We start from the raw sequence: 23540 nt of genomic DNA on the forward strand, positions 1-23540 counted from the left end.
ACGACAATGCAACGCCAACACCAAAGATTGTCGAGTTTTCCCAAATGGTACTTACTATGAATGCCGGAAGTACTAGCTTATAAAGCAGCACAAACAAGCAGATCACAACCCACGACGCTATCTGTCCATAATATCTGGGATTGAGTGGCACTTTTTTTTGAATGGGCGGTGAATTTGCACCGCCTGTTTTGCCAACCAGATCAGCGCCGCATTGCGTGCATGTTAAATCGGTCGTGAGGCTTTCCGTCTTGCACTGATGACAAATCATGATTTTCCTAACGTTATTATTGGGAGTGCGCGACGCGTCTGGGATTCTAGCAATGCGCCCAATGTCTAGGCATGCACTGGCACGCGAATCGGGGAACGGCTAAGAATGGCGCTGAAAATGAAAAAGGCCTTTCCGAAGAAAGACCTTTTATATTCTGGTGGGCGGTGCAGAATTCGAATCTGCGACCCCTTGGATGTCGACCAAGTATTCTAACCAGCTGAACTAACCGCCCGTTTGCAACAGGACAGAATAATACAACAACACTCGCATCTGTACAACCTTATTTTAAAGCTTCTTGCAAAGATTGACCATCAACCACCAGAACGCAGGACTCATATGGCGCCCTACTATTAATTAGATGCAATTTCCGCAGGTAATTTGTGCCAGACGCTGAGGCCTCGAACCTCTTTGTCGATGGTCCCTAGCACACCCTCATGCAATTCAAGCTCGTCGACGCTGGCAAGACGAACGAAAATTTCCGCCAAAGGCGTTAATGGCAAACGCGCCCCATCTTCACCCTCTCCATCCTGGTTATCGCCAAAATCAATGCTAAAGCTATTCTGACCGCGCGTCATGGCAAGGTAAACTTCTGCCAGCAACTCAGAATCGAGCAAAGCGCCATGCAAAGTCCGATGCGCATTTGAAATGCCATAGCGATCACAGAGCGCATCCAGCGAATTCCGCTTTCCGGGATACATTTCCTTAGCTTGCACCAGCGTGTCGATCACGCCGTCAATCTCGCTACTAAAAGTTTCAAGGTCCAGGCGTTTAAATTCAGCATCCAAAAAGCCCAGATCGAACGGTGCGTTGTGAATGATGACTTCTGCGCCGTTAATATATTCTTTAAGTTCGGCGGCAATCTGTCGAAATTTTGGTTTATCACTCAGAAATTCTGTGGTCAATCCATGAACTGCCAACGCGCCGTCTTCAGAGTCGCGTTCAGGATTAATGTATTGATGATAGTTATTGCCTGTCAAACGACGGTCAATCAATTCAACGCAGCCGATTTCGATGACCCGATCACCGGTGCGCGGGTTAAGGCCTGTGGTTTCGGTATCTAAAACAATTTGTCGCATAGTCACTTATTTTTAAAAACTGGTAAAGGTATACAAAAAGCCAAGATGGCGTTGTTACAATTTGATGGTGATCTGTATTGTCAGCAACGATTGGCGAAGTGGTCAGCTGCTACTAAAAGGTGTACAAAAAAGGACTGTCCGCAAATGCATGCCCTTGGGTGCATGTAGTACCAATTGGGGACCAGATCAACGACAAGACCTAGATATTGGGCAAAAAAAAGCCTGAACTATAAGACCGTCGTCACGCCACGGTTAGCCAGTTCATCAGCACGTTCGTTGCCAACATGACCTGCATGCCCCTTAATCCAGCGCCAATCCATTTGGTGCTGTGCTTGCGCGGCATCCAGAGCCTGCCACAGATCGACATTCTTTACCGGGGCTTTTGCTGCGGTCTTCCAGCCGCGCGCCTTCCATCCATGAATCCACTCGCTAATGCCTTTTTGAACATATTGGCTATCGGTATGAACGATGACTTCACATGGCTTTTTTAGCGCCTTTAAGGCCTCGATGACGGCTAACAATTCCATCCGATTGTTGGTGGTATTGCGCTCGCCGCCGAATAGTTCCTTCTCGCTACCGTTGGCAATAAGTAATGCGCCCCAACCGCCAGTGCCAGGATTACCTTTACAGGCGCCATCGGTAAATATTTCTACTTTGTCCATGCTTGATATCTTATTCGTTAGTAGTTTGTTAATTGAAAAGAAAAAGAAATCTAAATTCTTTGATCTACAGCGTTATCGCCGTCTTAATTCTTACCTGCTTTGTGTGTTCTGTTCGTCGCCGGCACGCCGTTAGCCGCCTTGATCGCTTTTTTGCTAAACGCGGGACCAATCAGATGCATTCCTTTAACGCGCTTGATCGCTTGCACTATATACGTGGCACCAAAATATGGCCACCAACGGTTACCCGCTTTCTCCATAAATGAAAATCGGTTCAGCCATTTCGCGGTTGCGCAAGGCGGTGCATAACAACCGAAACGCCCGCGATTCACTTCCATGTTGAGCAACTTCAGCCAATCCTTAAGTCGGAGCAAGCTAATAAATTCGGCATTTTGCGGCAAAAAATGGGCGCCTGAAAGCCGACCGGTCGATTGCCGTATTCCCCATAGGCTGGCTGGATTGAAGCCACAAATAATGACTTGGCCCTCGGGGATTAACACGCGTTCCACCTCGCGCAACACCTGATGCGGCTCGGCAGCAAATTCCAGCACATGCGGCAGAACGACAAGATCGAGGCTTTGCGAGGCAAATGGCAGGTCGGCGAAATCGTGGGCAATAACTATTTTTGATTGGCCCTGATTAGTCTCCATTCTGCCTTGTGTTTGGTCATGCATCTGATCTTGGCCCGCCGCCTGCATTGACGTGGAATTATTGCAACTTTCGTTCCTATTTTGCGCCCAATTCTCCAACGGTTCACTATCACTTAACCACTTGTGACGCATTCGGTTCGCCCGCAAGGTATCCATTTGAGGCAAACCAATTTGCATCGCATTAAAGCCGAAAATATCTGCGGTCATCGCGTCCAGATGCGCCTGTTCCCAGGTAAGCATATATTGGCCAATTGGCGTTTGCAGCCACGGGCCGAGCGCTATAATAGACTTTTTTGAAGACGGATATTCCATGACTGCCTTGTTAAGTAACGCGTTGAGTGTAGTGGCGATTCCGGCTTTCAATGACAATTACATATGGCTTATACATGATGGATGTCACGCCGCAGTGGTTGATCCGGGTGATGCCGCCCCGGTAATCGCCGCGCTGGGCACCCTGACACTCAAACTTAGCGCTATTTTACTGACACATCACCATGCTGACCATGTCGGCGGGGTGCAAATTTTGTTGCAGCATGCCAATGTCCCCGTTTTCGGCCCCGCACATGAAGTCATTGCTGATGTTACCAAACTATTAAAGGAAGGCGATATTATTGACGTTCCGCAACTGCCATTAACACTGTCAGTACTGGATGTACCGGGCCATACTAGTGGTCATATCGCCTATGTTGCGAACCAACAAAATTGGTTGTTTTGCGGTGACACCTTGTTTGCAGGCGGATGCGGACGCTTATTCGAGGGCACACCAGCCCAAATGGTGACGTCGCTCTCAAAGCTGAGCGCCTTGCCCGCAGAAACACAAGTTTATTGCGCACATGAATATACAATGTCCAATCTGCGTTTTGCGCAGGCAGTTGAACCTGGCAACGGAGCACTGACCCGTCGCATTGCGACAGAACAAGCAAAACGTGATCGCCAAATCCCAACAATACCATCGAGTATTGGCGAGGAAAACGCCACCAATCCTTTTTTGCGTTATGGAGAGCCGGAAATTATCGCCAGCTTGCGACATAGCGATCATCTTCCACATACCGATCAAGATAATCCCATCGCTGCGTTTGCCGCGCTGCGGCTTTGGAAAAATACTTTCAAATAATATGCTCCAAATCCAACAGCCGTCCTTTCGTCACGCCCCATGATCCAACGCCTTAGATTATCTCTTGCCAGAGGGCAACCGCCCTTAAAGTGACGGATTGTCGTCCTGCTGTAAGGTCTAGGTTATTAATTACGCTATTAATCAATCACTTATCTCCTTGAGAAAGCATAATTTTTGCTTGACGCGACAAAAGCTGCTTACGTACACTACGCTCTATATTTCTATTACTTGGCCCTACTGGCCGGTTTCGCAAAAAAGATTCCATGCCATTTAAATTCAAGACATTCGCGCTTGCTGCCATCGCTTTTTTCGGCAATCCGCTGCTGGCCCATGCTAGCGATATTTCTATTTACGCCCCCACTTTTAGTTTAATCGACCCCGCCAATCCAAGCGCTGGTGTGCTTGGTATGACGCAGGTCGACGTCTGGGCGAGAATACGAAAAGGTTTCAGCATTCCCGACCTGGACAACGCACAAGTCACCTCCCAAACTGAATTTTATAGCTCGCGTCCCGATTATTTTGAACGCACCACATTGCGCGCATCTCCCTACTTGTTTCACGTTGTACAGGAGCTCGAAAAACGCGGCATGCCAACTGAACTAGCTTTATTGCCGTTCATCGAGTCATCCTTCAATCCGCAAGCTTTTTCTAGCGCCAAAGCGGTCGGTCTATGGCAGTTCATGCCCGCAACAGGACGCGATTTCAATCTCAAGCAAGATATGTTTAAGGACGACCGGCGTGATGTTCTGGCGTCAACGGACGCCGCACTGACTTATTTGCAAACCTTGTTCGGCATGTTTGGCGACTGGCAACTGGCGCTGGCAGCATATAACTGGGGTCAGGGCTCAGTCCAAAAAGCGATCGACAGAAATCAGGCGGCTGGTTTACCAACCGACTTTGCCAGTCTCGCCTCTCAAATGCCAGCGGAAACGCGTAATTACGTCCCCAAATTGCAAGCCGTTAAAAATATCATCGCAGCACCGGACGCATACAATATTGCGCTCCCGAAGATCGATAATGAACCGTACTTTGTAACCATTGGCAAAACCCGTGACATTGATGTCAAGGTAGCAGCCCAACTGGCAGAACTGTCGCTTGATGATTTTAAGGCGCTCAATCCGCAATTTAACCGACCAGTAATTATCGGTAGTTCGGACACCAAAATTTTGCTTCCGCAATCGAATGCAGAAAAATTTAAGAAAAATATTGCCCAATGGACGAAATCATTGTCCACCTGGACATCTCACACCGTCGGAAATGCACGCGAACGGATTGAGGCGATTGCCGCCAAATTCGACACAACACCTGCGATCTTGCGCGAAGTCAACCATATTCCACCGCGCATGGTATTGAAGGCTGGATCAACTATCCTGGTGCCTAAAACTGAAACACAAAATAGCGATATCACAGCAGAAGTCGCTGACAATGCGACGATGGCAGTGGCACCGGATATTCCAGAAACGCGCCGCATTTTCGTCAAAGTTGGAAAACGCGATACGCTTGCATCCATCGCAGGGCGCTACAACGTTAGTATAAGTCAGGTCAAATCGTGGAACAGTTTACGTCGCGATAGCATTAACCGCGGTCAAAGTCTGCAATTGCAGGTACCAAACCGACCCGGCGCCTCCAATGGCGGGGCCAAACGCGCTTCCACTGGAACGCAATATCATAAAGCCGTGTTGGTAAATAGCCGTGGTCAACGCACAGAGCGCATTGTAAAAGTAGCAAGCCCAGTGAGAAAAGGGAGTGCAACAAAACACAATACAGTCGTCGCCTCCAAAAAAGCACACGCAGCAGATACCAAGGGTGAACTAATCGCGTCTAGCCGTAGCACACGGAAGCAGTAATCCTTATATTCCGATCAATACGCTTACCTATGCTGAGATAAACATCACGGGATAGCGCAAGATAATTCGCGATATGGCGGGGACTAGTTGCCGGGATCGTAATGAACCCCTACAATCTGGCCCAGTTCGCGTAAAAACATATCCGTTACACTGCGATTGATACCTTGGTATTTGTCATTGCGCAGGAACGCACCGCACAACCGCGCCGCCGTCACATGGCGCGCATATCTGGAGTCAACATGGCATTTCTGCAAGGAAAAAAAATCCTGATCACCGGCGTATTGTCGAATCGCTCAATCGCTTATGGCATCGCTCAAGCGTGTAAACGTGAAGGTGCGGAACTCGCGTTTACATACGTCGGCGAGCGCTTTTTAGACCGTATTACCAAATTTGCAGCCGAGTTTGACAGTAAACTCATTTTTAATTGTGACGTTGGCAGCGATGAGCAAATCAACGCATTATTCGCCGATCTGGGAAAATCCTGGGATCAGCTAGATGGTATGGTCCATGCCATTGGCTTCGCCCCGGCAGAATCGATAGCAGGTGATTTTTTGGATGGTTTGTCCCGCGAAGGCTTCAAGATTGCGCATGACATTTCCTCCTATAGTTTCCCTGCAATGGCCAAAGCAGCGTTACCAATGTTGCGTCCAAATTCGGCATTACTGACGTTGACTTACCTCGGCTCTGACCGCGTGGTACCGAACTACAACACCATGGGTCTGGCGAAAGCTTCGCTGGAAGCCAGTGTCCGCTATCTTGCAGAGTCGCTCGGCCCTAAAGGAGTACGCGTCAACGGTATCTCCGCCGGTCCGATCAAAACACTGGCAGCAAGCGGGATCAAAGGCTTTGGCAAAATTCTGGGCTTTGTTGCCGAACACGCCCCATTACGTCGTAACGTCACCCTCGAAGACGTCGGTAACGCATCCGCGTTCCTGCTGTCTGATTTGGCAAGCGGCATCACCGGCGAGATTACCTACGTCGATGGCGGCTTCTCAAAAGTCGTGGGCGGCATCTCCGAGTAAACACTTACCATTTTCTTAAAACATCAACAACGTCCGGATGTCTCGGACGTTTTGCTTTCCTCTGCGGCTGAAGTCGACAAAAAAACAACGAACGACGGTCTTATAGGTTTCTGTTGAAGCTGTTTATGTGCAACAGCAACATTTTTCGTGTATCACGGGCGAAATTACTGTATTATCATGGGCTGCGTTGCAATATGACGCAAGCAACGATTAAGCGAGCAAGCAAGTTTAATCGTTAAAAACAAAAACAAGTAGCTGCGCAAGCCTAAGCATGTCTTCGTTCAATTTAGACATTGCATTGTAAAAGCCCTCCCGCCTTGTGTGTCGTTTAACTGACACCGTCCCGGCGCAAAGCTTTTGTGCCGAAATTTCTTTGTCGTTTCATAGTCATTTCGTTGGTTGGCGTTGCTTTTTTGCGTTCTCAGCATTTGTCACTTAGTTGATATTTGCACGATGACGCTGAACTTTACGAAAGAAATAAATGACATTTGAATCACTAGGCTTACACGCGTCCGTTATCCAAGCACTGACTGAAGCCGGCTACACAAAACCAACTAGCGTTCAGGAACAAGCTGTTCCAGCCGCTATCGAAGGCCGCGACCTAATGGTATCGTCGCAAACCGGTTCCGGCAAAACTGCAGCTTTCATGCTGCCAGCTCTGCATAAATTCGCGTCTGAGCCTGTTGTTGATCAAACTGGCAAAACACCAAATCAAGAAATGCAAGCATCGCGTTCACGCGGTGATCGCCCACGTTTCAAAGCTGCGCAACCAAAAATGTTGGTACTAACCCCAACACGCGAATTGGCACTGCAAGTAACGAGCGCTACTGATAAGTACGGCTCACACATGAAGCGCATCAAGGCAATTTCGATCCTCGGTGGTATGCCTTATCCTAAACAAATGCAATTGCTGGCTAAAAATCCAGAAATTCTGGTCGCCACACCTGGTCGTTTGATCGATCACATGGAATCAGGCAAGATCGATTTCTCGCAATTGCAAATTCTCGTCCTTGACGAAGCTGACCGTATGTTGGACATGGGTTTCATCGACGATATCGAAAAAATCGTTGCTGCTACACCTGAATCACGTCAAACCATGTTGTTCTCGGCTACGCTTGATGGCGTTGTCGGTAACATGGCAAAACGCATCACTAAAAACCCAATGATCATTCAGATCGCTGGTTCAGCAACCAAGCATGAAAACATTCAACAAAAGGTGCATTTTGTCGACGATCTGTCGCACAAAAATCGTTTGCTGGATCATCTGTTGCGCGACGAAACGATGGACCAGGCAGTTGTATTTACTGCCACCAAGCGTGACGCTGACAATATCGCTGACCGCCTGAACATCGCCGGTTTCGCTGCAGCCGCATTGCATGGTGACATGCATCAGGGCGCCCGTAACCGCACTCTGGACAGTCTGCGTCGCGGTCAAGTGCGCGTATTGGTAGCAACTGACGTTGCCGCACGCGGTATCGACGTCCCAGCCATCACCCACGTGTTCAACTACGATTTGCCTAAGTTCCCTGAAGATTACGTCCACCGTATTGGTCGTACTGGTCGCGCTGGCCGTAACGGTGTGGCTGTATCGCTGGTGAACCATGCTGAAAGCATGAACGTTAAGCGTATCGAGCGCTTCACAAAGCAATTAATTCCGGTCGATGTCGTTGTTGGTTTTGAACCAAAGAAAACAGCTTCTGCACCACGCTCAAACCACAAACCAGGTGGCTGGAAACCGGGCGACAATCGCAGTGCGCCAAGTAAGCCAGGCGGTCGTACGTTCAGCAAGCCAGGCGCTCCGCGTCGTGACGGTGCTGGCGCAGGTGGTGGTGCTGGCGGTGGTTACAAAGGTAACCGCACTAACGACAGCAGCACACGTCGCTCGTTTGGTGATCGTTAATTAGAGATTTGAAATTGGTTGGCAAGACAATCGCTTATTGATTGTTAAGCTACGCTAAGCAAGACGGCCATCGGATTTATTCCGGTGGCCGTTTTTTTATTGGTATTTGGTGTTTTAAGTTTGGTCGTCATTAATTCAAGCGACTTGCACTCTGAGGCCCCTTGTCGAGGGAGCACTTCAGTGGGGTGCTTTTTATTGCTCCGACTCAACGCACCCACCAAGGAAGCATAACTAAAAAGAAGGCGATCTCTGAGCCGTAGTAATAAATACGACTAATGAAAAAGTATCTCCAACCTTATTTAACCCGGGTCCGTCCCGAACTCAAATAATCTGCAATTGAATCCTGTGTAACCTCGCCCAAATAACTACTATCGTGATCGATTACTGGCATCCAGCTGGTACTATGCTTATACATTTTGGAGAGCACCACGCGTAAGTTCTCATCCGGTGTTGCGCTAACGGGGAATGGCTTCAACTTATCCGAGCAAGCTCCTTGCGCACCGCGAGCATCCCGACGGGAGACAAAACCCATGGCATGATTGTCCACGTCGGTAACAGTGACGTAGCGATAATCATTTTCGTCCATTAATCCATAAGCATTTGCCAGCGTAGAGTCATCCCGCACGGTCGCAGAAGTCGTCGCGGCATCACCAGCGCGCACTAGTAAAAGGCGTTTCAAAGTGGCGTCCTGACCTACAAATGATCCAACGAACTCATCTTTTGGGCGCGCCAATAGTGTATCGGGATGATCCAGCTGTACCAACTTTCCTGCACGGAAAATCGCAATTTTATCGCCAAGCTTGATCGCCTCGTCAATATCATGACTGACCATAATCACTGTCTTGTTCAATTGACGCTGCATTTGAAAAAACTCATTCTGAATCGACTCGCGATTAATCGGATCGACGGCACCGAATGGCTCATCCATTAGCAAGACTGGAGGATCCGCAGCTAACGCCCGAATCACCCCAATACGCTGCTGCTGACCGCCCGATAATTCGCGTGGATAGCGTTTTAGATATAACTTGGGATCAAGTGCTACCATCGCCATTAATTCGGTCGCGCGCTCACGGCAACGCTTTTTATCCCAGCCCAACAAGCGTGGCACGACCGTGATATTTTCTTCGATAGTCATGTTCGGAAACAGGCCGACCTGCTGAATAACATAACCAATGTGACGACGTAAGGTAACCTCATCGATACCGGTGGTTTCTTCACCATTCAATAAAACACGGCCGGAAGTGGGAACGATCAAACGATTGATCATTTTGAGCGTCGTGCTCTTTCCGCAACCGGAAGGTCCAAGAAATACACAAATTTCACCCTCGGCGACGGTGAGACTTACCTCATCAACGGCTTTTACTTTGACGCCATCTTTTTGGGTGAAGACTTTACTTAGTTTGTCGAGTTCAATCATTATTTCTGCATTCCTTTCGGTGTTAGTACGCGTTGAAGCCACTGCAGCAAAGCGTCGGCAACAATTGCCAGGACGCTGATCAATACCGCACCGACCACGAGTTTTTGCATATTACTTTGGCTAATCGCGTGCAAAATCAGCACGCCCAAACCACCCGCTCCGATCACAGCGGCAACTGCCATCACGCCAATATTCATGACGACTGCGGAACGGACTCCACCTAAAATCACGGGAACAGCCAATGGCAAATCAACCAGACGCAAGCGCTGCCAAAACGTCATGCCGATACCAATGCCCGCTTCTTTGACGCCGTCTTCAATGCCATCGAGTGCCAAATACGTATTGCGCATAATCGGCAACAACGAATACAAAAATACTGCGGTGATGGCGGGTAATGGTCCCAGCCCCTGGCCAAAACGGGAGAACAACGGGATCATCAATCCGAATAACGCGATCGATGGTAACGTCAAAATGACGGTGGCCAATCCGAGCATCGGGCTGGCTAATCCACGGTGACGAATCATCACTATGCCAAGCGGAACGCCAACCAAAATGGCCAAACCAACGGCGATACTCACCAACATCAAATGTTGCAAAGTCAGATGTAAAATCTCAGGCCACGCGCCGGAAAGATAGTTAAATAAACTCATTTTGCATCCCTCACATCAAACCTTGAGCGCGTAAAAAATCGGCCGCAACCTGCGCTATCGGTTGTTGATCGATATCCACTTGCTTGTTCATGGCTGCCATTTTTTGCGTGTCGATAGTGGCCGACAAAGCGTTCAACTGTTCGGCCAGCTTTGGATTGGCGTCGAGTATTTCTTTACGAACCATGGGCGCCGCGGTATAAAACGGAAAGAAACCCTTGTTGTCTTCTAGCAGCTTTAAATTAAAACCACCAATGCGACCATCGGAAGAGTACGTAAGGCCAACATACAACTGATCGTTTCGTAACGCGGTATAGACCAGACCGGGATCCATCTGCTTGACCTCACTCCGGTCAAAATGCATGTTGTACAGTTCTGACATTGGGCCTAAACCATCTGAACGTGAGGCAAATTCAAAGTCAACCCCGAACAAATGTTTGCTGTCTGGATCGCGCTCGCGATCCGCTGCGATTCTGTTTACCAGATCTTCTATTGTTTTTATTCCTTCTTCCTCAGCGCGTGTGGCAGGCACTGCTAACGCGTAGGTGTTGTTTAATTTAGATGGTTTCAGCCAGATCAGACCTTTGGCGCCGTCTAATTGCTTAACGCGTTCATAAGATTGCTCGTCGTCCAGCTTCTCGGTAATTTTGTTAAATACAATTAATGAACTGCCGGTATATTCCCAAACGATATCAAGCTGACCGCTTTCTATCGCCTGGCGCATGATGGTGGTACCCAAGCCATTTTTCAGTTCAACGCTGTACCCTTTGGACTGTAAATACTGTTGCGTCATGGACGACAGAATTAACTGCTCGGTAAAGTTTTTTCCGCCGACGACTAAGGGTCCAGCGATCGCGGATGTCGCCATTACGAGACTAAATATGCCGAACGTCATTGTCAGCAAATGCTTTATGCGTAAAAAATTCATTTTTTTCTCCTTCTTAAAAGATGCTGATAAACCGCATCTGAATCTCTGCGGTAGCAATGTCTGCGATATCGTTTATCGCAATAGACCGCGTTTGCTGAGATAGGCGTTGCTGCCGATAGAAACGATGGCATCAAGTATCAGCGCCAGTACTGCCGTGGCGGTGGCACCAAGCAATAGTTGATCCTGGTTGTTGAGATAAATGCCGGGGAAAATAATGCTACCGAGACTTTCGCCACCAATCAAAATCGATAGCGGTGCGGTACCAACATTAATGGCTAAGGCGGTTCGGATACCACCGACAATAATCGGAATGGCATTTGGCAACTCGACCCGGAACAAGATTTGGTAGGGCTTCATACCGACACCCTTAGCCGCGTCGCGTAACGAGGGCGGGACTTGCTTCAGCCCTTCGTACGTATTGCGTACTATGGGTAGTAATGAGGCTAGCCATAAAGCAATGATTGACGGTTTATCACCGATGCCGAAAAACGCTAACGCAAGGGCCAATACAGCGATCGATGGAATGGTGTTGCCGATATTAAATATCTGCATGAATTTTTCAGCGTGGCGCGCGAATAGAGGGCGGCTAAGTAAAATTCCTGCGGGCAGACCGGTCACAAGGGCCAACAACATCGACCAGCCAACTAGTTGCATGTGCCGCATAGTGTAATAGATCAGATCACCTTGATAACGCTCAATGGCGTCGGCACCGACCGTCCAGCCGATGCCCGCCACGGCCAATATAGTGATGGCTGTGCCGACGATGGCATTACGATAGCGATTCGTCATGTTTTACTCCATTTCTGCCGCACGAGTTCAAGGCACAGAAAATACCTGCACACACAATGACGCGCGAGCATGACAAACAAAGCTGTCAATTTATTTATCCCATTCCGTATCCTGAAAGGACTGTTCAGAATGGGTCGACTGCCGCATTGGGGCGGCAAACTGAATGCAGGGATAACCCCACGTTTGATGAAACTCCAACATTTATCGGAGCAATAGACGACCCACTGATGCAGGTCATGAAGCTTCACTGCGCCATTTTGGGGTGGCACAATGTTTCAAAGAGGCACTAGTGTAATGAATTTTCTTGATGAAGTCTAGTAATGATTTTTACCAAACCTATTACCGAAATGTCTATTGACCGCTAAAACTACTATTTTCAGCGTAAAATTTGGAAAAAAGAGAATGGGCAGAGCAGAAAAGCAGAGAACAAAATGAATACGCGTTTATATTTTATTCGTGTTTCTTAACAAAGTCAGTCTGCGATGGCCAAAAGCGCAACCACACACTGACTATTGATGCGTATCGGGCTATCAGTATTAAGCTAAGCGCAATTGACTTGCGGCTAACGCTAATGCAGTAATGCGCGCCCAATCACCCGATTCCAAAGCATCCTTCGGCGTCAACCACGATCCGCCAACACATGCAACATTTTTGCACGCCAGGAACTGTGCGGCAGTTTGTTGCGATATGCCGCCAGTCGGACAAAAAACAACATCACTTAAAGGCCCTGCAATCGCGTTCAACATCCCTACGCCACCTGCTGGAACTGCCGGAAACAGCTTGAGTTGACGAAATCCGGCTTCACGCGCCGCCATCACTTCCGAAGGAGTCATCACCCCCGGCAACAATGGCAAGCCGCTCGACTTTGCCGCAGCGATGAGAGATGAGGTCAATCCGGGGGATACACCGAAAACGGCACCAGCATCACGCGCCGCAACAAATTCGTCCGGATGGGTGAGTGTACCGACGCCAACAATTGCTCCTGGCACTTCGGCCATTGCGCGAATCGCTGCCAGCCCATGAACCGTGCGCAGCGTTACTTCCAGCACACGGATGCCACCGGCAACTAACGCCTTTGCTAATGGGACGGCATGGGCAATATCGTCGATTGCGATCACCGGAATCACTGCAGAAGTGCGCATGATGTCCAGCACTTCGTTGTCATACAAATATTTGGAAGATGTCATATCGTTGCTTTCTTATGTTCGTCAAAACTACGTATTTTTCGGCTACCTCATTTAAGCAACCGTAATAATCTTCATGATCTTAATAAGATCATGAATCTCAGACTTAGTTAGAAACAGCTGCCACCAACTCATGCACAGGAGGTAAGTCAAAACAGGTTGCGCCCTCCTCAGCCGCGCTCACCGTGTTGCGGAACATGGCAAACAATTCGCGCCCCATGCCGACTTGATTAGCGTCCAGATTGACCAACTGCAATTGACGTTGCGCCCACTCTGCGGCTGGCACGATCGCCTCAAGTATACCGTGCTCTGCGTCCATCTTGATCATGTCACCGGTACGCACCAGCGCCAATGGCCCACCGGCCGAGACTTCTGGTGTTACGTGAATTGCTGCCGGCACTTTGCCCGATGCGCCCGACATACGACCGTCGGTAACCAGCGCCACGTGACGCCCCTTGTCTTGCAGCAGGCCCAACGCAGGTGTGAGTGCGTGTAGTTCTGGCATACCGTTGGCACGCGGCCCCTGAAAGCTCAACACAGCGACAAAATCGCGGTCCAACTCACCTGCACGGAAGGCTTTCATAAACGCCTCCTGTGAGTTAAAGACAATCGCGGGCGCTTCTACAATCCAGTGCTCTTTCTTGACTGCTGAAATTTTGATCACTGCACGGCCCAAATTACCGGTCAGCAAACGTAAACCACCGTCTGCAGCAAACGGTGTGGCGGCAGGTCGTAATACCGAGTCATCACCGCTTTTTTCCGGAGCAGGTTTAAATACAACTGCGTTACCTTCTAAAAATGGCTCTGCGCAATGCGCGCGCAAACTGTCTCCGAGAATCGTCGTTACGTCTTCGTGCATCAGGCCAGCATCAAGCAACTCGCGGATCACAAAACCGGTCCCACCAGCAGCATGAAAGTGATTGACGTCTGCATCACCATTCGGATAAATCCGCGTCACCAATGGAACCACGGCTGACAACGCATCAAAATCATTCCAATCAATAACAATCCCCGCAGCTTTAGCAATCGCCACCAAATGTAATGTGTGATTGGTCGAACCGCCGGTTGCTAACAATGTCACGATGGCATTCACAATACTCTTTTCGCTAACCACATGCCCGACCGGGCGATAGTTGCCGCTGTGATCAGTAATCTTCAACGCCTGACGCCCTGCTTCGGCGGTCAGCGCATCACGTAATGGTGTATTCGGGGTGATAAAAGCAGAGCCAGGCAGATGTAAGCCGAGCGCTTCCATCAACATTTGATTACTGTTGGCAGTGCCGTAAAAAGTACACGTGCCGGCGCTGTGATAGGACTGGGATTCAGCCTCTAGCAAACCTGCCCGATCAACTTTGCCTTCCGCATATAACTGGCGAATTTTGACCTTTTCTTTATTCGACATCCCACTGGTCATCGGACCACCAGGAACAAAAATCGCTGGTAGATGTCCAAAATGTAATGCGCCAATTAACAGTCCTGGCACGATTTTGTCGCAGATACCCAGATACAACGCGGCATCAAACATGTTATGCGACAGGGCGATAGCCGTTGCCATGGCAATTGCATCACGTGAAAACAATGACAACTCCATACCAGGTTGCCCTTGTGTCACACCGTCACACATTGCAGGCGTTCCACCGGCAAATTGCGCTACGCCACCCGCAGCACGAACGGCATCTTTAATAATTTTGGGGAAATTTTCGAACGGCTGATGCGCCGATAGCATGTCGTTATACGAAGAAATAATCGCAACAGAAAGATCTTTATCCTGTTTAAGTCGTAACTTATCGTTCACCGGAAAGGCGGCAAATCCGTGCGCAAGATTGGTACAAGATAACGCACCGCGCTGTACATCTTGCCGACGCGCTATCTCGATACGCTCCAGATAGGCACTGCGATAAGGTTGGCTGCGCGCGATAATTCGCTCTGTTACTTTGGCAACGCTGGCTAGAACGGACATGTTTTAATCCTCGAAAATAAGATGAAATAAGCTCGCAGTGCAAAATGGGAAAGCAAGCTTGCGATATTCAAACTGTAATTTTACTACAATTAATTTTCACCCGCCTTCTCTGCTTTAACTATATTTTATTCATTTCGTTGAACTGTAGCGAACATTACCACCACCTGTACAGCTGATTTTCATTTGGAATTGATCCTATATTATAGATATTTCAGCCAAGAAAACAACTTTCCTCGCTACAGAGCCTTTAGGTCCTGTAGCCCGTCAACTTACGCTGGAGCTGCGGTGCAAATCGAAATCTAGCAACAAATTGTAGTGAAATTACCAAAAAATGTTGTATAGTCCTACTCAACCCAAGCTGCCATGAAAGTCCGGACATGCCTAATACTACCGATACTGCGCACGACACATCTAGCCTCAAACCTGATGCCGCCGCCTTTGAAGCACTACAAAATCACTACACTACGACAAAAAATATCGCACTGCGTGAACTGTTCGATGCTGATCCTCATCGCTTCAAACACTTCTCCTTAGAAGCTTCCGGTCTATTTCTGGATTATGCCAAAAATACGCTGACTAGCGAAACCATGTCTTTGCTATGCGATCTGGCGCGTGAGCGTAAGGTTGAGACGCGACGTGATGCCATGTTTGCTGGCGAAAAAATCAACACTACCGAAGACCGCGCAGTTTTGCACACGGCGCTTCGCACGCCTTGGCCGCCAAGCGCAGGCAATAGAGCACTAGTCATTGATGGACAAAAAATCGATGATGATGTCCATGCTGTACTTGAACAAATCGCGGCATTTACAGAAGCAGTACGGGCAGGAAAATGGCTTGGCTATAATGGCAAACAGATTACCGACATCGTCAATATTGGCATCGGCGGCTCGAACCTCGGCCCCAAAATGGTTTGCCAGGCACTTCGCGCCTATCAGCATACGGAGCTGAAATTACATTTCGTGTCCAACGTAGATGGCCATGACATCGATGCTGTTTTATCGCAAATTGATCCGGCCACGACCCTATTCGTCATTGCGTCCAAAACGTTCACGACGATGGAAACCATGATGAATGGGCACAGCGCCCGCAACTGGTTTCTGACACAGGCGGACGGCGCGCAGGAAAGCGATCTGACCCATCACTTTGTGGCCGTATCCACCAATACCGAAGGCGTCAAAGCATTCGGCATTGATCCGCAAAATATGTTTCCATTCTGGGATTGGGTTGGTGGTCGCTATTCCGTTTGGTCTTCAATTGGTCTTTCAGTTGCGCTGGCGGTTGGATTTGAACAGTTCAGCGAATTTCTGGCCGGCGCGCATGCAATGGATAACCACTTCCGCAGTGCGCCGCTTGAGCGGAATATGCCGGTTATTCTGGCACTCGTCGGTATTTGGCAACGCAATTTTTGCGGCAGCGCATCGTTATCGATAGCGCCCTACCATCAAGACCTGGGCAATTTTCCATCGTATTTGCAGCAACTGGAAATGGAAAGTAACGGCAAGCGCGTCGCGCTCGATGGCAGTCCGCTTCAGATTAAAACTTGCCCTGTTATCTGGGGAAATGTCGGCACCAATGGCCAGCACGCCTACTTCCAGTTATTACATCAGGGTACCGATGTCACGCCTGTCGACTTCATCGCTGCATTGGCGCCGAGTCATCATCTGCCCGGCCATCAAGCAGCACTATTGGCAAATTGTTTTGCCCAATCAGAAGCCTTCATGCGCGGCAAAACAGCAGACGAAGTGCGTGCTGAGATGCAGAATAAAGGGATGCCAGAATCTGACATCAGCGCACTCTTGCCGCATCGGACCTTTCCCGGTAATCGTCCTAGTAATACCATTTTGCTACAAAAGTTAACGCCAACATCGCTCGGATCACTGATTGCACTATACGAACATAAAACCTTTGTACAAGGTGCCATCTGGGGAGTTAACAGTTTTGATCAATGGGGTGTCGAGTTGGGCAAGGTAATGGCTACGCATATTCTTGACGAACTGACCGGCAATACGGCCCCCGACAAGCACGATAGTTCAACCAATGGTTTAATTGGTCGTGCACGTGCGGCTTTATCAGGTAACTAAGACACACTGAGACACACTGAGACACGCTAAGACACGCTAAGACACGCAAATAGGCCAAAACGCAGTCTCAACGCCGGCACTGCATTATCGGTTGAGGCTGCGAAACGTCACGCAGCATAGCGCGCAATAATGTCGCTCGAATCAATGTAGACTTTTTAAGTAAACGGATAATCAAACATCATGGCTCTAGCAGAATTTGATCTGGCAATCTTTGGCGGCACTGGCGATCTGTCAATGCGTAAATTGTTACCTGCGATGTACTCGCGTGATCGCGCCGACGATTTGCCACCACACGCGCGCATTTTGTGCATTGGGCGACATGAATTGTCGAACGATGATTTTCTACAGCATATCGATAAAGACGCCCGCCCTCACATTTCGATGGAGACGTTTGATCCCGTCATCTGGGAACGGTTTTGCAAGCGCGTTCAGTATGTAGCGATGGACGCCACCGATGCGACGTCTTATAAAGCACTTGTGGCAGCAATGCGGCCTGATCCAAGCGTCACTAATGTATTTTATCTGGCGACGCCACCTGCGCTGTTTTCTAAAATTTGTCGTAACCTGTCAGCTTCCGGATTAGCCACGCCCAACTCGCGTGTAGTCCTCGAAAAGCCACTCGGTCGCGATCTTGCCAGCGCCAAACAAATTAACGCTGAAGTGGGTCAGATATTTTCTGAATCACAAATTTTCCGCATCGATCATTACCTCGGCAAAGAGACTGTTCAAAACCTGCTGGCGCTCCGCTTCGGTAATGTTCTGTTCGAGCCATTGTGGCGTCGCGAATGGATTTCTGACGTACAGATCACGATCGCGGAAGAACTTGGCGTTGGTAATCGAATGGGTTACTACGAAAGCTCCGGCGCCCTGCGCGACATGCTACAGAACCATTTGCTGCAATTATTATGCATCGTCGCCATGGAGCCTCCGGTATCGATCACTTCCGATGCTGTCCGCGATGAAAAACTCAAAGTTCTGCGCTCATTAAAACGCTTTACACCAGTCAGCCTCGCGCAAAATGTCGTGCGCGGCCAATACCGGGCAGGACATGTGAATGGCATTGCAGTACCCGGCTATCGCAAAGAGCAGGATGCCGATCCGCACTCACGTACCGAAACCTTTGTGGCGATAAAAACCGAGGTGGATACATGGCGCTGGGCTGGCGTCCCCTTTTATCTGCGTACCGGCAAGCGTATGGCCGATTCGCTGGCAGAAATTGTTATTCGATTTAAGAAAATTCCACATTCAATTTTTACGCAACCGAATAGTAGTTTTGAATCCAATTGCCTCGTCATCAGATTGCAACCCGATGAAGGTCTGCATTTGAATTTAATGGCAAAAACGCCAGGCGACGGCATGCGGCTGAAACCGGTTGAACTGGAGCTGAATTTTCGCGAAAGCTTTAAAGCACCGCGCATGGAGGCCTATGAACGTTTACTACTCGATGTATTGCGCGGCCAGTTGACGCTATTCATGCGTAGTGATGAATTGGAAGCGGCCTGGGAATGGGTAGAGCCAATTCTGAACTATTGGGAGCAGGAAGAAAACGAACCGATTCCTTATAGTGCAGGTACTTGGGGACCGGCGGCGGCGAGCGCCCTGATTGGACGCGACGGCTTGCAATGGCGCGAAGAAGCATTACCGGAAGTATAGGAGTCCACCGTGGCAATGCTCCTCGATGCTATTCGTACGCAAATTGATTTGTTATCTAAGTCGGAGAGAAAAGTCGCGTTGACGATTCTTGATAATCCGCAACTCGCGCTGTCCGAGAATATCACCGCGCTAGCCAAAAATGCCCTCGTTTCTGAGCCCACGGTAGTACGCTTTTGTCGGGCTGTCGGGTATGAGGGCTGGCATGATTTCAAACTGAAATTGGCCCAGAGTCTCGCGGTAGCATTGCCTGGTGCGAATGAAATGCTGGCGCAAGATGATATCGCTGCGGATCTGGTTAACAAGATTTGCAGTCGATCAATTAATACTTTGCTGGACTTGCGCAATCACCTCAGCCCGGATGCGATTCAGCGCGCCCTGGATGTTCTGCTCAAAGCGAACAAGATCGAGTTTTACGGCCAGGGCACGTCAGGTATTGTCGCTGCTGATGCACAGCATAAATTCTTTCGATCCGGCGTTCCAACCGTCGCCTATTCCGATCCGCACATTCATAGTATTGCCGCATCGCTGTTGCAACCAGGCGATGCCGTTGTCGCCATCTCGCAACGAGGTGGCAATGCCGCGCTGCTGAGAAGCGTGCAGCTAGCAAAAAAGGGCGGTGCCGATATCATCGTGTTGGGACCAAGCGGAACGCCGTTGGCTGAACTGGCAACGGTATTAGTGCCGATCGATCTCAGTTTCAATACTGACCCGTATACGCCGATCTCAGCGCGTCTTGCGCATCTTGTCGTGATCGATATTCTGGCAGTCGGATTAGCCCTTAAACGCGGTCCGGAGTTTCGAAAGAAAATGCAGAACGCACAAAAAGCATTGCAGCAATTTGACATGCAGTTTGACTCATTCTTTCGTTGATGCACTCCTTATAAATATCGCGTAAAAATCAATCTCAAAAAGACCTGCGCTAATGTGGTTACTGCACCATGCAGCGCGGTGATACGTAACACCATAAAAATAAATTGACCCAAAAGAGACAAACCAGATGACGCCACCTTCCGGATTTCAACAACCAGTTTTTCTGCACGAACAAATGCGCCGCGACATCGCTTTTTTTCATCCACGCTCGATTGATCCCGCTGGTGGATTTTTTCATTACTTTAATGACGACGGTAGTATCTACGACGCGTCGAGTCGCCATCTGGTGAATAGCGCGCGTATGGTATTTTGTTATGCACTGGCATTTCGTCTGGATGGCAAGGAAGAATATCGGGATGCGGCGCGTCATGGTTTGCGCTTCCTAGAAGAAAAACATAAACAACCTGAATATGGTGGCTATGCTTGGGTGCTTGAAAATGGTACTCCAATCGACCGCACTCAGCATTGTTACGGCTTGGCGTTCGTTTTATTAGCCCATGCACACGCGCTAAAAATTGGCATTGCCGAAGCCGCGACCGGCTTGCGCACCGCCTTTGCATTGATGGAACGCGTGTTCTGGTCGGAGGCCGACGGTTTATATGCGGACGAAGCGACGCCGGATGGCGTTGTATCGCCCTATCGTGGACAAAACGCGAATATGCATAGTTGTGAAGCGTTGATTGCCGCATTTGAAGCGACCGGCGATAAAGTCTATCTTCATCGCGCAGAGCTGTTAGCCAACAACATCACAAACCGTCAGGCGGCGCTCTGTGATGGCTGGATATGGGAACATTACGATGCTGACTGGCGCGTGGATTGGGAATACAACCGTCACGACAGTAGCAATATGTTTCGACCGTGGGGTTATCAACCGGGCCACATGACCGAATGGTCCAAATTATTGTTGCTGCTTGATCGCCATAGCGCACAGTTGCAACATGACAGCGACTGGCTGGTGGTGCGCGCACAAGCACTCTTTGATGTAACGATGCCGTTGGCTTGGGATGCGCAACACGGTGGCTTGGTGTACGGGCTAGCACCGGACGGCACCGCCTGCGACGATGACAAATATTTTTGGGTCCAGGCAGAGTCGCTGGCAACGGCTGCATTGCTGGCGCAGCGCACTGGCAACCCGGAGTATTGGGATTGGTATAACAAGCTATGGCAATACAGTGCGGATCATTTGATCGATCAGCAGCGAGGCGGCTGGTATCGGATTTTGCACCGCGATAACCAACGCTACGGTCCTGAAAAGCCACCGCACGGCAAGACTGACTTCTATCACCCGATGGGCGCGTACCTGGAGTCGTTATATGCGGTTGACTGCGCTTTAGCATAGGAAGCGTATCGATATTGTTGGTTTTTCGGATGCAGGGATTGCCGCTAAGATTTATTCCTTGATCCGCAAATACCTGCAAGCCCGTGACTCGAAGAGGTAACCAAAAACCGCCGCAAGATGCAAACCTTATTTGTGGCACAACCGCCAAATACCTCGGCTTGAATCAACAGCGCCATCAACTGCGACTCTCCTCATCCGCTCATATAAGTATCGGCTACCCACCCGCCGCAAAGCGCGCAAGCAGATTCCTTGGTGCGCCGTATAAAAACACGCTGAATTTTATTTCGCGCTGATAAATGTAGCGACAGCACCGCGACTGCGCCTTCCTATACCGTCCTTTAGAGCAATGAAAATGTACCAAAGCTACTTGTAGTAAAAATACAAAATATTACCTTCGTTCAAGACAGCATACAATTTCCATTAAACCGATAACCATTTCTATTCCAGCGATAACTTTTAAGGTATTTAAGTGCTGAACCCCTAGACCAGTCTGCGGCTTTTTTGCAACACAAATATAGTAAAACTACATAAAACAAACAATTTACATCGAATGTCGTTTAACATCCTCATCAACAAATCAAGTCCGGCAATGCAAATATTTGCAATAGCAAGACTCAAAAAATTTCGAGCAAAAAGACTCGAAAAGCGTGGTTAACACCATATTTTACTTAGGAGATGAAATGAGCAAAACTGTTTTAAAAAGTCTGCGCGCGGGCTCTCGCCTGCCAATGGTAAAGCCACTTGCAGCTGCAATTATTCTGGCCGCCACTTGCGCCGGCCAAGCACAAGCCCAATCCAACGTCACCATCTATGGTCGCGTGGATGCCGGTATCGATTACAACAGCAACCAGTACAACGCTTCGAACGGTCAACGCGGTGGAAAATGGGGTACTGGCGGTAACAGCTGGGGTACCAGCATGTTCGGTTTTAAAGGTACTGAAGATCTGGGTGGCGGACTAAAAGCTATCTTCACGTTGGAAAACGGTTTTAATGCGGGCAACGGCTCAATCAACGGTAGCAGCCCAAACAACCCGGCACAAATCTGGTCACGTCGTTCTTTTGTTGGTTTGTCAGGTGATTTCGGTACTGTCAAAATCGGTCGTGATTTAACTTTACCGAGTGACATCGTCTGGAGCCTGGATCCAACCGGTCAACAGAATCTGGGTTCGGCAACCTTGGTTAAAGGACGTAACTGGCCGCAAACCAGCAATCAGGTTCAATACATCTCGCCAAGTTTCGGTGGCTTCACAGCCCAAGGCGCATACGGTTTCGGCGAAACGCCTGGTGCAACCAAACCTAAGAGCAGCAGCGGTATAGCATTATCTTTTGTCCAACCTGGTTACTCCCTTGTAGCGATGTATGACGTTGCAAACGACGGTGCTGGTCGCTACTCGACCTTGTTCACAAATTCGAAAGAGTTGACACTAGGTGGAACGGTCAATATCGATAAGCTGAAACTATATGCAGCTTACCAAAATCTGTCGGCACCACAAGACGTGACGACTGGCTCAACCAAAGCGAACCATTTCTGGGTCGGCGCCAACTATCAGTTGACACCTGCACTGACATTGATCGCGGCCGCATATCACGTAAAACTTAACCAAAATGTCGGCAGCGCCAACTTGTTTATGGTGGGTACAAACTACAGTTTGTCGAAACGCACTTTGCTGTACGCAAGCATCGGTACTGTACGTAACGGCTCGAACACCAACTTCCAGGTTGAGTCAGGCGATGGCACTGGTTTGACTGGTCAAAACCAAAATGCGTTTTACACAGGTGTCAGCCACTCGTTCTAAGCAATACCCGGGTAAAGTGGATGGTCGCGTCGCTTGAGCTCGGCACGGCTGTTCACTTTACCTTGTAAATCTGCCGATTAGTGGCAACTGCAAGACGTCCCTGGGTATCCCCCAGATTCTGCCCATTCGACTATGAATGGGCATTTTTTATGGGCGATGCTTATTGATTGATAAATCGCGATTGACTATCTTACTTTGTGATTGGCTTGAAGGCTGCGGCAGCGTTATTTCATCATTTTGTCAAACGCGACAGTGCGTTACGCAGGTAAGCGTTCCCTCAGTACCCTCTACCCATAAACACCAAATTTCTGCATGATTTGAATGGGAAGGCACAAATTAA

The 23540-nt window shown here is 49.1% G+C and carries 19 protein-coding genes and 1 tRNA gene; 10 read left to right on the forward strand and 10 right to left on the reverse strand.

Annotated features, from left to right (window positions below):
• Positions 1–423 precede the first annotated feature (423 nt).
• From QN379_RS15840 to QN379_RS15855, 4 genes are all read right to left on the reverse strand, one after another.
• Positions 424–500 (reverse strand) — tRNA-Val (locus QN379_RS15840).
• A gap of 118 nt (positions 501–618) precedes the next feature.
• A complete protein-coding gene (gene dnaQ / locus QN379_RS15845) occupies positions 619–1344 on the reverse strand; it encodes a DNA polymerase III subunit epsilon (protein WP_323507045.1) in 726 nt (241 codons plus the stop codon).
• A 227-nt stretch (positions 1345–1571) separates the two neighbouring features.
• Positions 1572–2006 (reverse strand): ribonuclease HI, encoded by a 435-nt coding sequence (gene rnhA, locus QN379_RS15850; RefSeq protein WP_322232470.1) that lies wholly within the window; start codon positions 2004–2006, stop codon positions 1572–1574.
• Positions 2007–2089: 83 nt separating this feature from the next.
• Complete coding sequence (locus QN379_RS15855; protein ID WP_323507046.1) at positions 2090–2965, reverse strand: class I SAM-dependent methyltransferase; 876 nt, start codon at positions 2963–2965, stop codon at positions 2090–2092.
• Between QN379_RS15855 and gloB the strand changes: the two genes are divergently transcribed.
• The 4 genes from gloB to QN379_RS15875 all read left to right on the forward strand — a co-directional run bounded on the left by gloB (position 2964) and on the right by QN379_RS15875 (position 8536).
• The gene (gene gloB, locus QN379_RS15860) at positions 2964–3767 is read left to right on the forward strand and encodes a hydroxyacylglutathione hydrolase (RefSeq protein ID WP_322232472.1); all 804 of its coding nucleotides are present in this window, start codon (positions 2964–2966) and stop codon (positions 3765–3767) included. The two genes, QN379_RS15855 and gloB, sit on opposite strands and share 2 nt — an antisense overlap.
• Before the next feature lie 263 nt (positions 3768–4030).
• Positions 4031–5614 carry a transglycosylase SLT domain-containing protein gene (locus tag QN379_RS15865; RefSeq protein WP_322232473.1) on the forward strand — a complete coding sequence of 528 codons (1584 nt, stop codon included), beginning with the start codon at positions 4031–4033 and terminating at the stop codon, positions 5612–5614.
• A 239-nt stretch (positions 5615–5853) separates the two neighbouring features.
• Positions 5854–6636 carry an enoyl-ACP reductase FabI gene (gene fabI / locus QN379_RS15870; protein ID WP_322232474.1) on the forward strand — a complete coding sequence of 261 codons (783 nt, stop codon included), beginning with the start codon at positions 5854–5856 and terminating at the stop codon, positions 6634–6636.
• A 481-nt stretch (positions 6637–7117) separates the two neighbouring features.
• Entirely contained in the window at positions 7118–8536 is a 1419-nt protein-coding gene (locus QN379_RS15875; RefSeq protein WP_322232475.1) for a DEAD/DEAH box helicase, read from the forward strand.
• 295 nt (positions 8537–8831) lie between these two features.
• Here the strand turns inward: QN379_RS15875 and QN379_RS15880 are convergent, their stop codons facing one another.
• The 4 genes from QN379_RS15880 to QN379_RS15895 form a co-directional block, all read right to left on the reverse strand.
• On the reverse strand, positions 8832–9953 hold the full coding sequence (locus QN379_RS15880) for an ABC transporter ATP-binding protein (RefSeq protein ID WP_322232476.1): 1122 nt from the start codon (positions 9951–9953) through the stop codon (positions 8832–8834).
• A complete protein-coding gene (locus QN379_RS15885) occupies positions 9953–10603 on the reverse strand; it encodes an ABC transporter permease (RefSeq protein ID WP_322232477.1) in 651 nt (216 codons plus the stop codon). Before QN379_RS15885 ends, QN379_RS15880 begins: the two co-directional genes overlap by 1 nt.
• Positions 10604–10613: 10 nt before the next feature.
• Positions 10614–11528, reverse strand: coding sequence for a glycine betaine ABC transporter substrate-binding protein (locus QN379_RS15890; protein ID WP_416348553.1), 915 nt, complete (start codon positions 11526–11528; stop codon positions 10614–10616).
• 72 nt (positions 11529–11600) lie between these two features.
• Complete coding sequence (locus QN379_RS15895; protein ID WP_323507047.1) at positions 11601–12317, reverse strand: ABC transporter permease; 717 nt, start codon at positions 12315–12317, stop codon at positions 11601–11603.
• A gap of 69 nt (positions 12318–12386) precedes the next feature.
• Between QN379_RS15895 and QN379_RS15900 the strand changes: the two genes are divergently transcribed.
• On the forward strand, positions 12387–12533 hold the full coding sequence (locus QN379_RS15900) for a hypothetical protein (RefSeq protein WP_322232479.1): 147 nt from the start codon (positions 12387–12389) through the stop codon (positions 12531–12533).
• A 320-nt stretch (positions 12534–12853) separates the two neighbouring features.
• Here the strand turns inward: QN379_RS15900 and eda are convergent, their stop codons facing one another.
• Both eda and edd read right to left on the reverse strand, forming a co-directional pair.
• Positions 12854–13504 (reverse strand): bifunctional 4-hydroxy-2-oxoglutarate aldolase/2-dehydro-3-deoxy-phosphogluconate aldolase, encoded by a 651-nt coding sequence (gene eda / locus QN379_RS15905; RefSeq protein WP_322232480.1) that lies wholly within the window; start codon positions 13502–13504, stop codon positions 12854–12856.
• A 103-nt stretch (positions 13505–13607) separates the two neighbouring features.
• A complete protein-coding gene (gene edd / locus QN379_RS15910) occupies positions 13608–15461 on the reverse strand; it encodes a phosphogluconate dehydratase (protein WP_323507048.1) in 1854 nt (617 codons plus the stop codon).
• 377 nt (positions 15462–15838) lie between these two features.
• Here edd and pgi point away from each other — a divergent pair, with 377 nt between their 5' ends.
• The 5 genes from pgi (at position 15839) to QN379_RS15935 (ending at position 23200) form a co-directional block, all read left to right on the forward strand.
• The gene (pgi, locus tag QN379_RS15915) at positions 15839–17542 is read left to right on the forward strand and encodes a glucose-6-phosphate isomerase (RefSeq protein ID WP_323507049.1); all 1704 of its coding nucleotides are present in this window, start codon (positions 15839–15841) and stop codon (positions 17540–17542) included.
• A 180-nt stretch (positions 17543–17722) separates the two neighbouring features.
• Entirely contained in the window at positions 17723–19195 is a 1473-nt protein-coding gene (gene zwf, locus QN379_RS15920) for a glucose-6-phosphate dehydrogenase (RefSeq protein WP_323507050.1), read from the forward strand.
• A 15-nt stretch (positions 19196–19210) separates the two neighbouring features.
• Positions 19211–20065, forward strand: a complete 855-nt coding sequence (locus QN379_RS15925) for an SIS domain-containing protein (RefSeq protein WP_322240154.1) — start codon at positions 19211–19213, stop codon at positions 20063–20065.
• Between the two features lie 127 nt (positions 20066–20192).
• Positions 20193–21404 carry an AGE family epimerase/isomerase gene (locus QN379_RS15930; RefSeq protein ID WP_323507051.1) on the forward strand — a complete coding sequence of 404 codons (1212 nt, stop codon included), beginning with the start codon at positions 20193–20195 and terminating at the stop codon, positions 21402–21404.
• 680 nt (positions 21405–22084) lie between these two features.
• Complete coding sequence (locus tag QN379_RS15935; protein WP_322232485.1) at positions 22085–23200, forward strand: porin; 1116 nt, start codon at positions 22085–22087, stop codon at positions 23198–23200.
• Positions 23201–23540 lie beyond the last annotated feature (340 nt).

Origin of the sequence: Glaciimonas sp. Gout2, assembly GCF_035018905.1 — a bacterium.
GTDB lineage: Bacteria > Pseudomonadota > Gammaproteobacteria > Burkholderiales > Burkholderiaceae_D > Glaciimonas.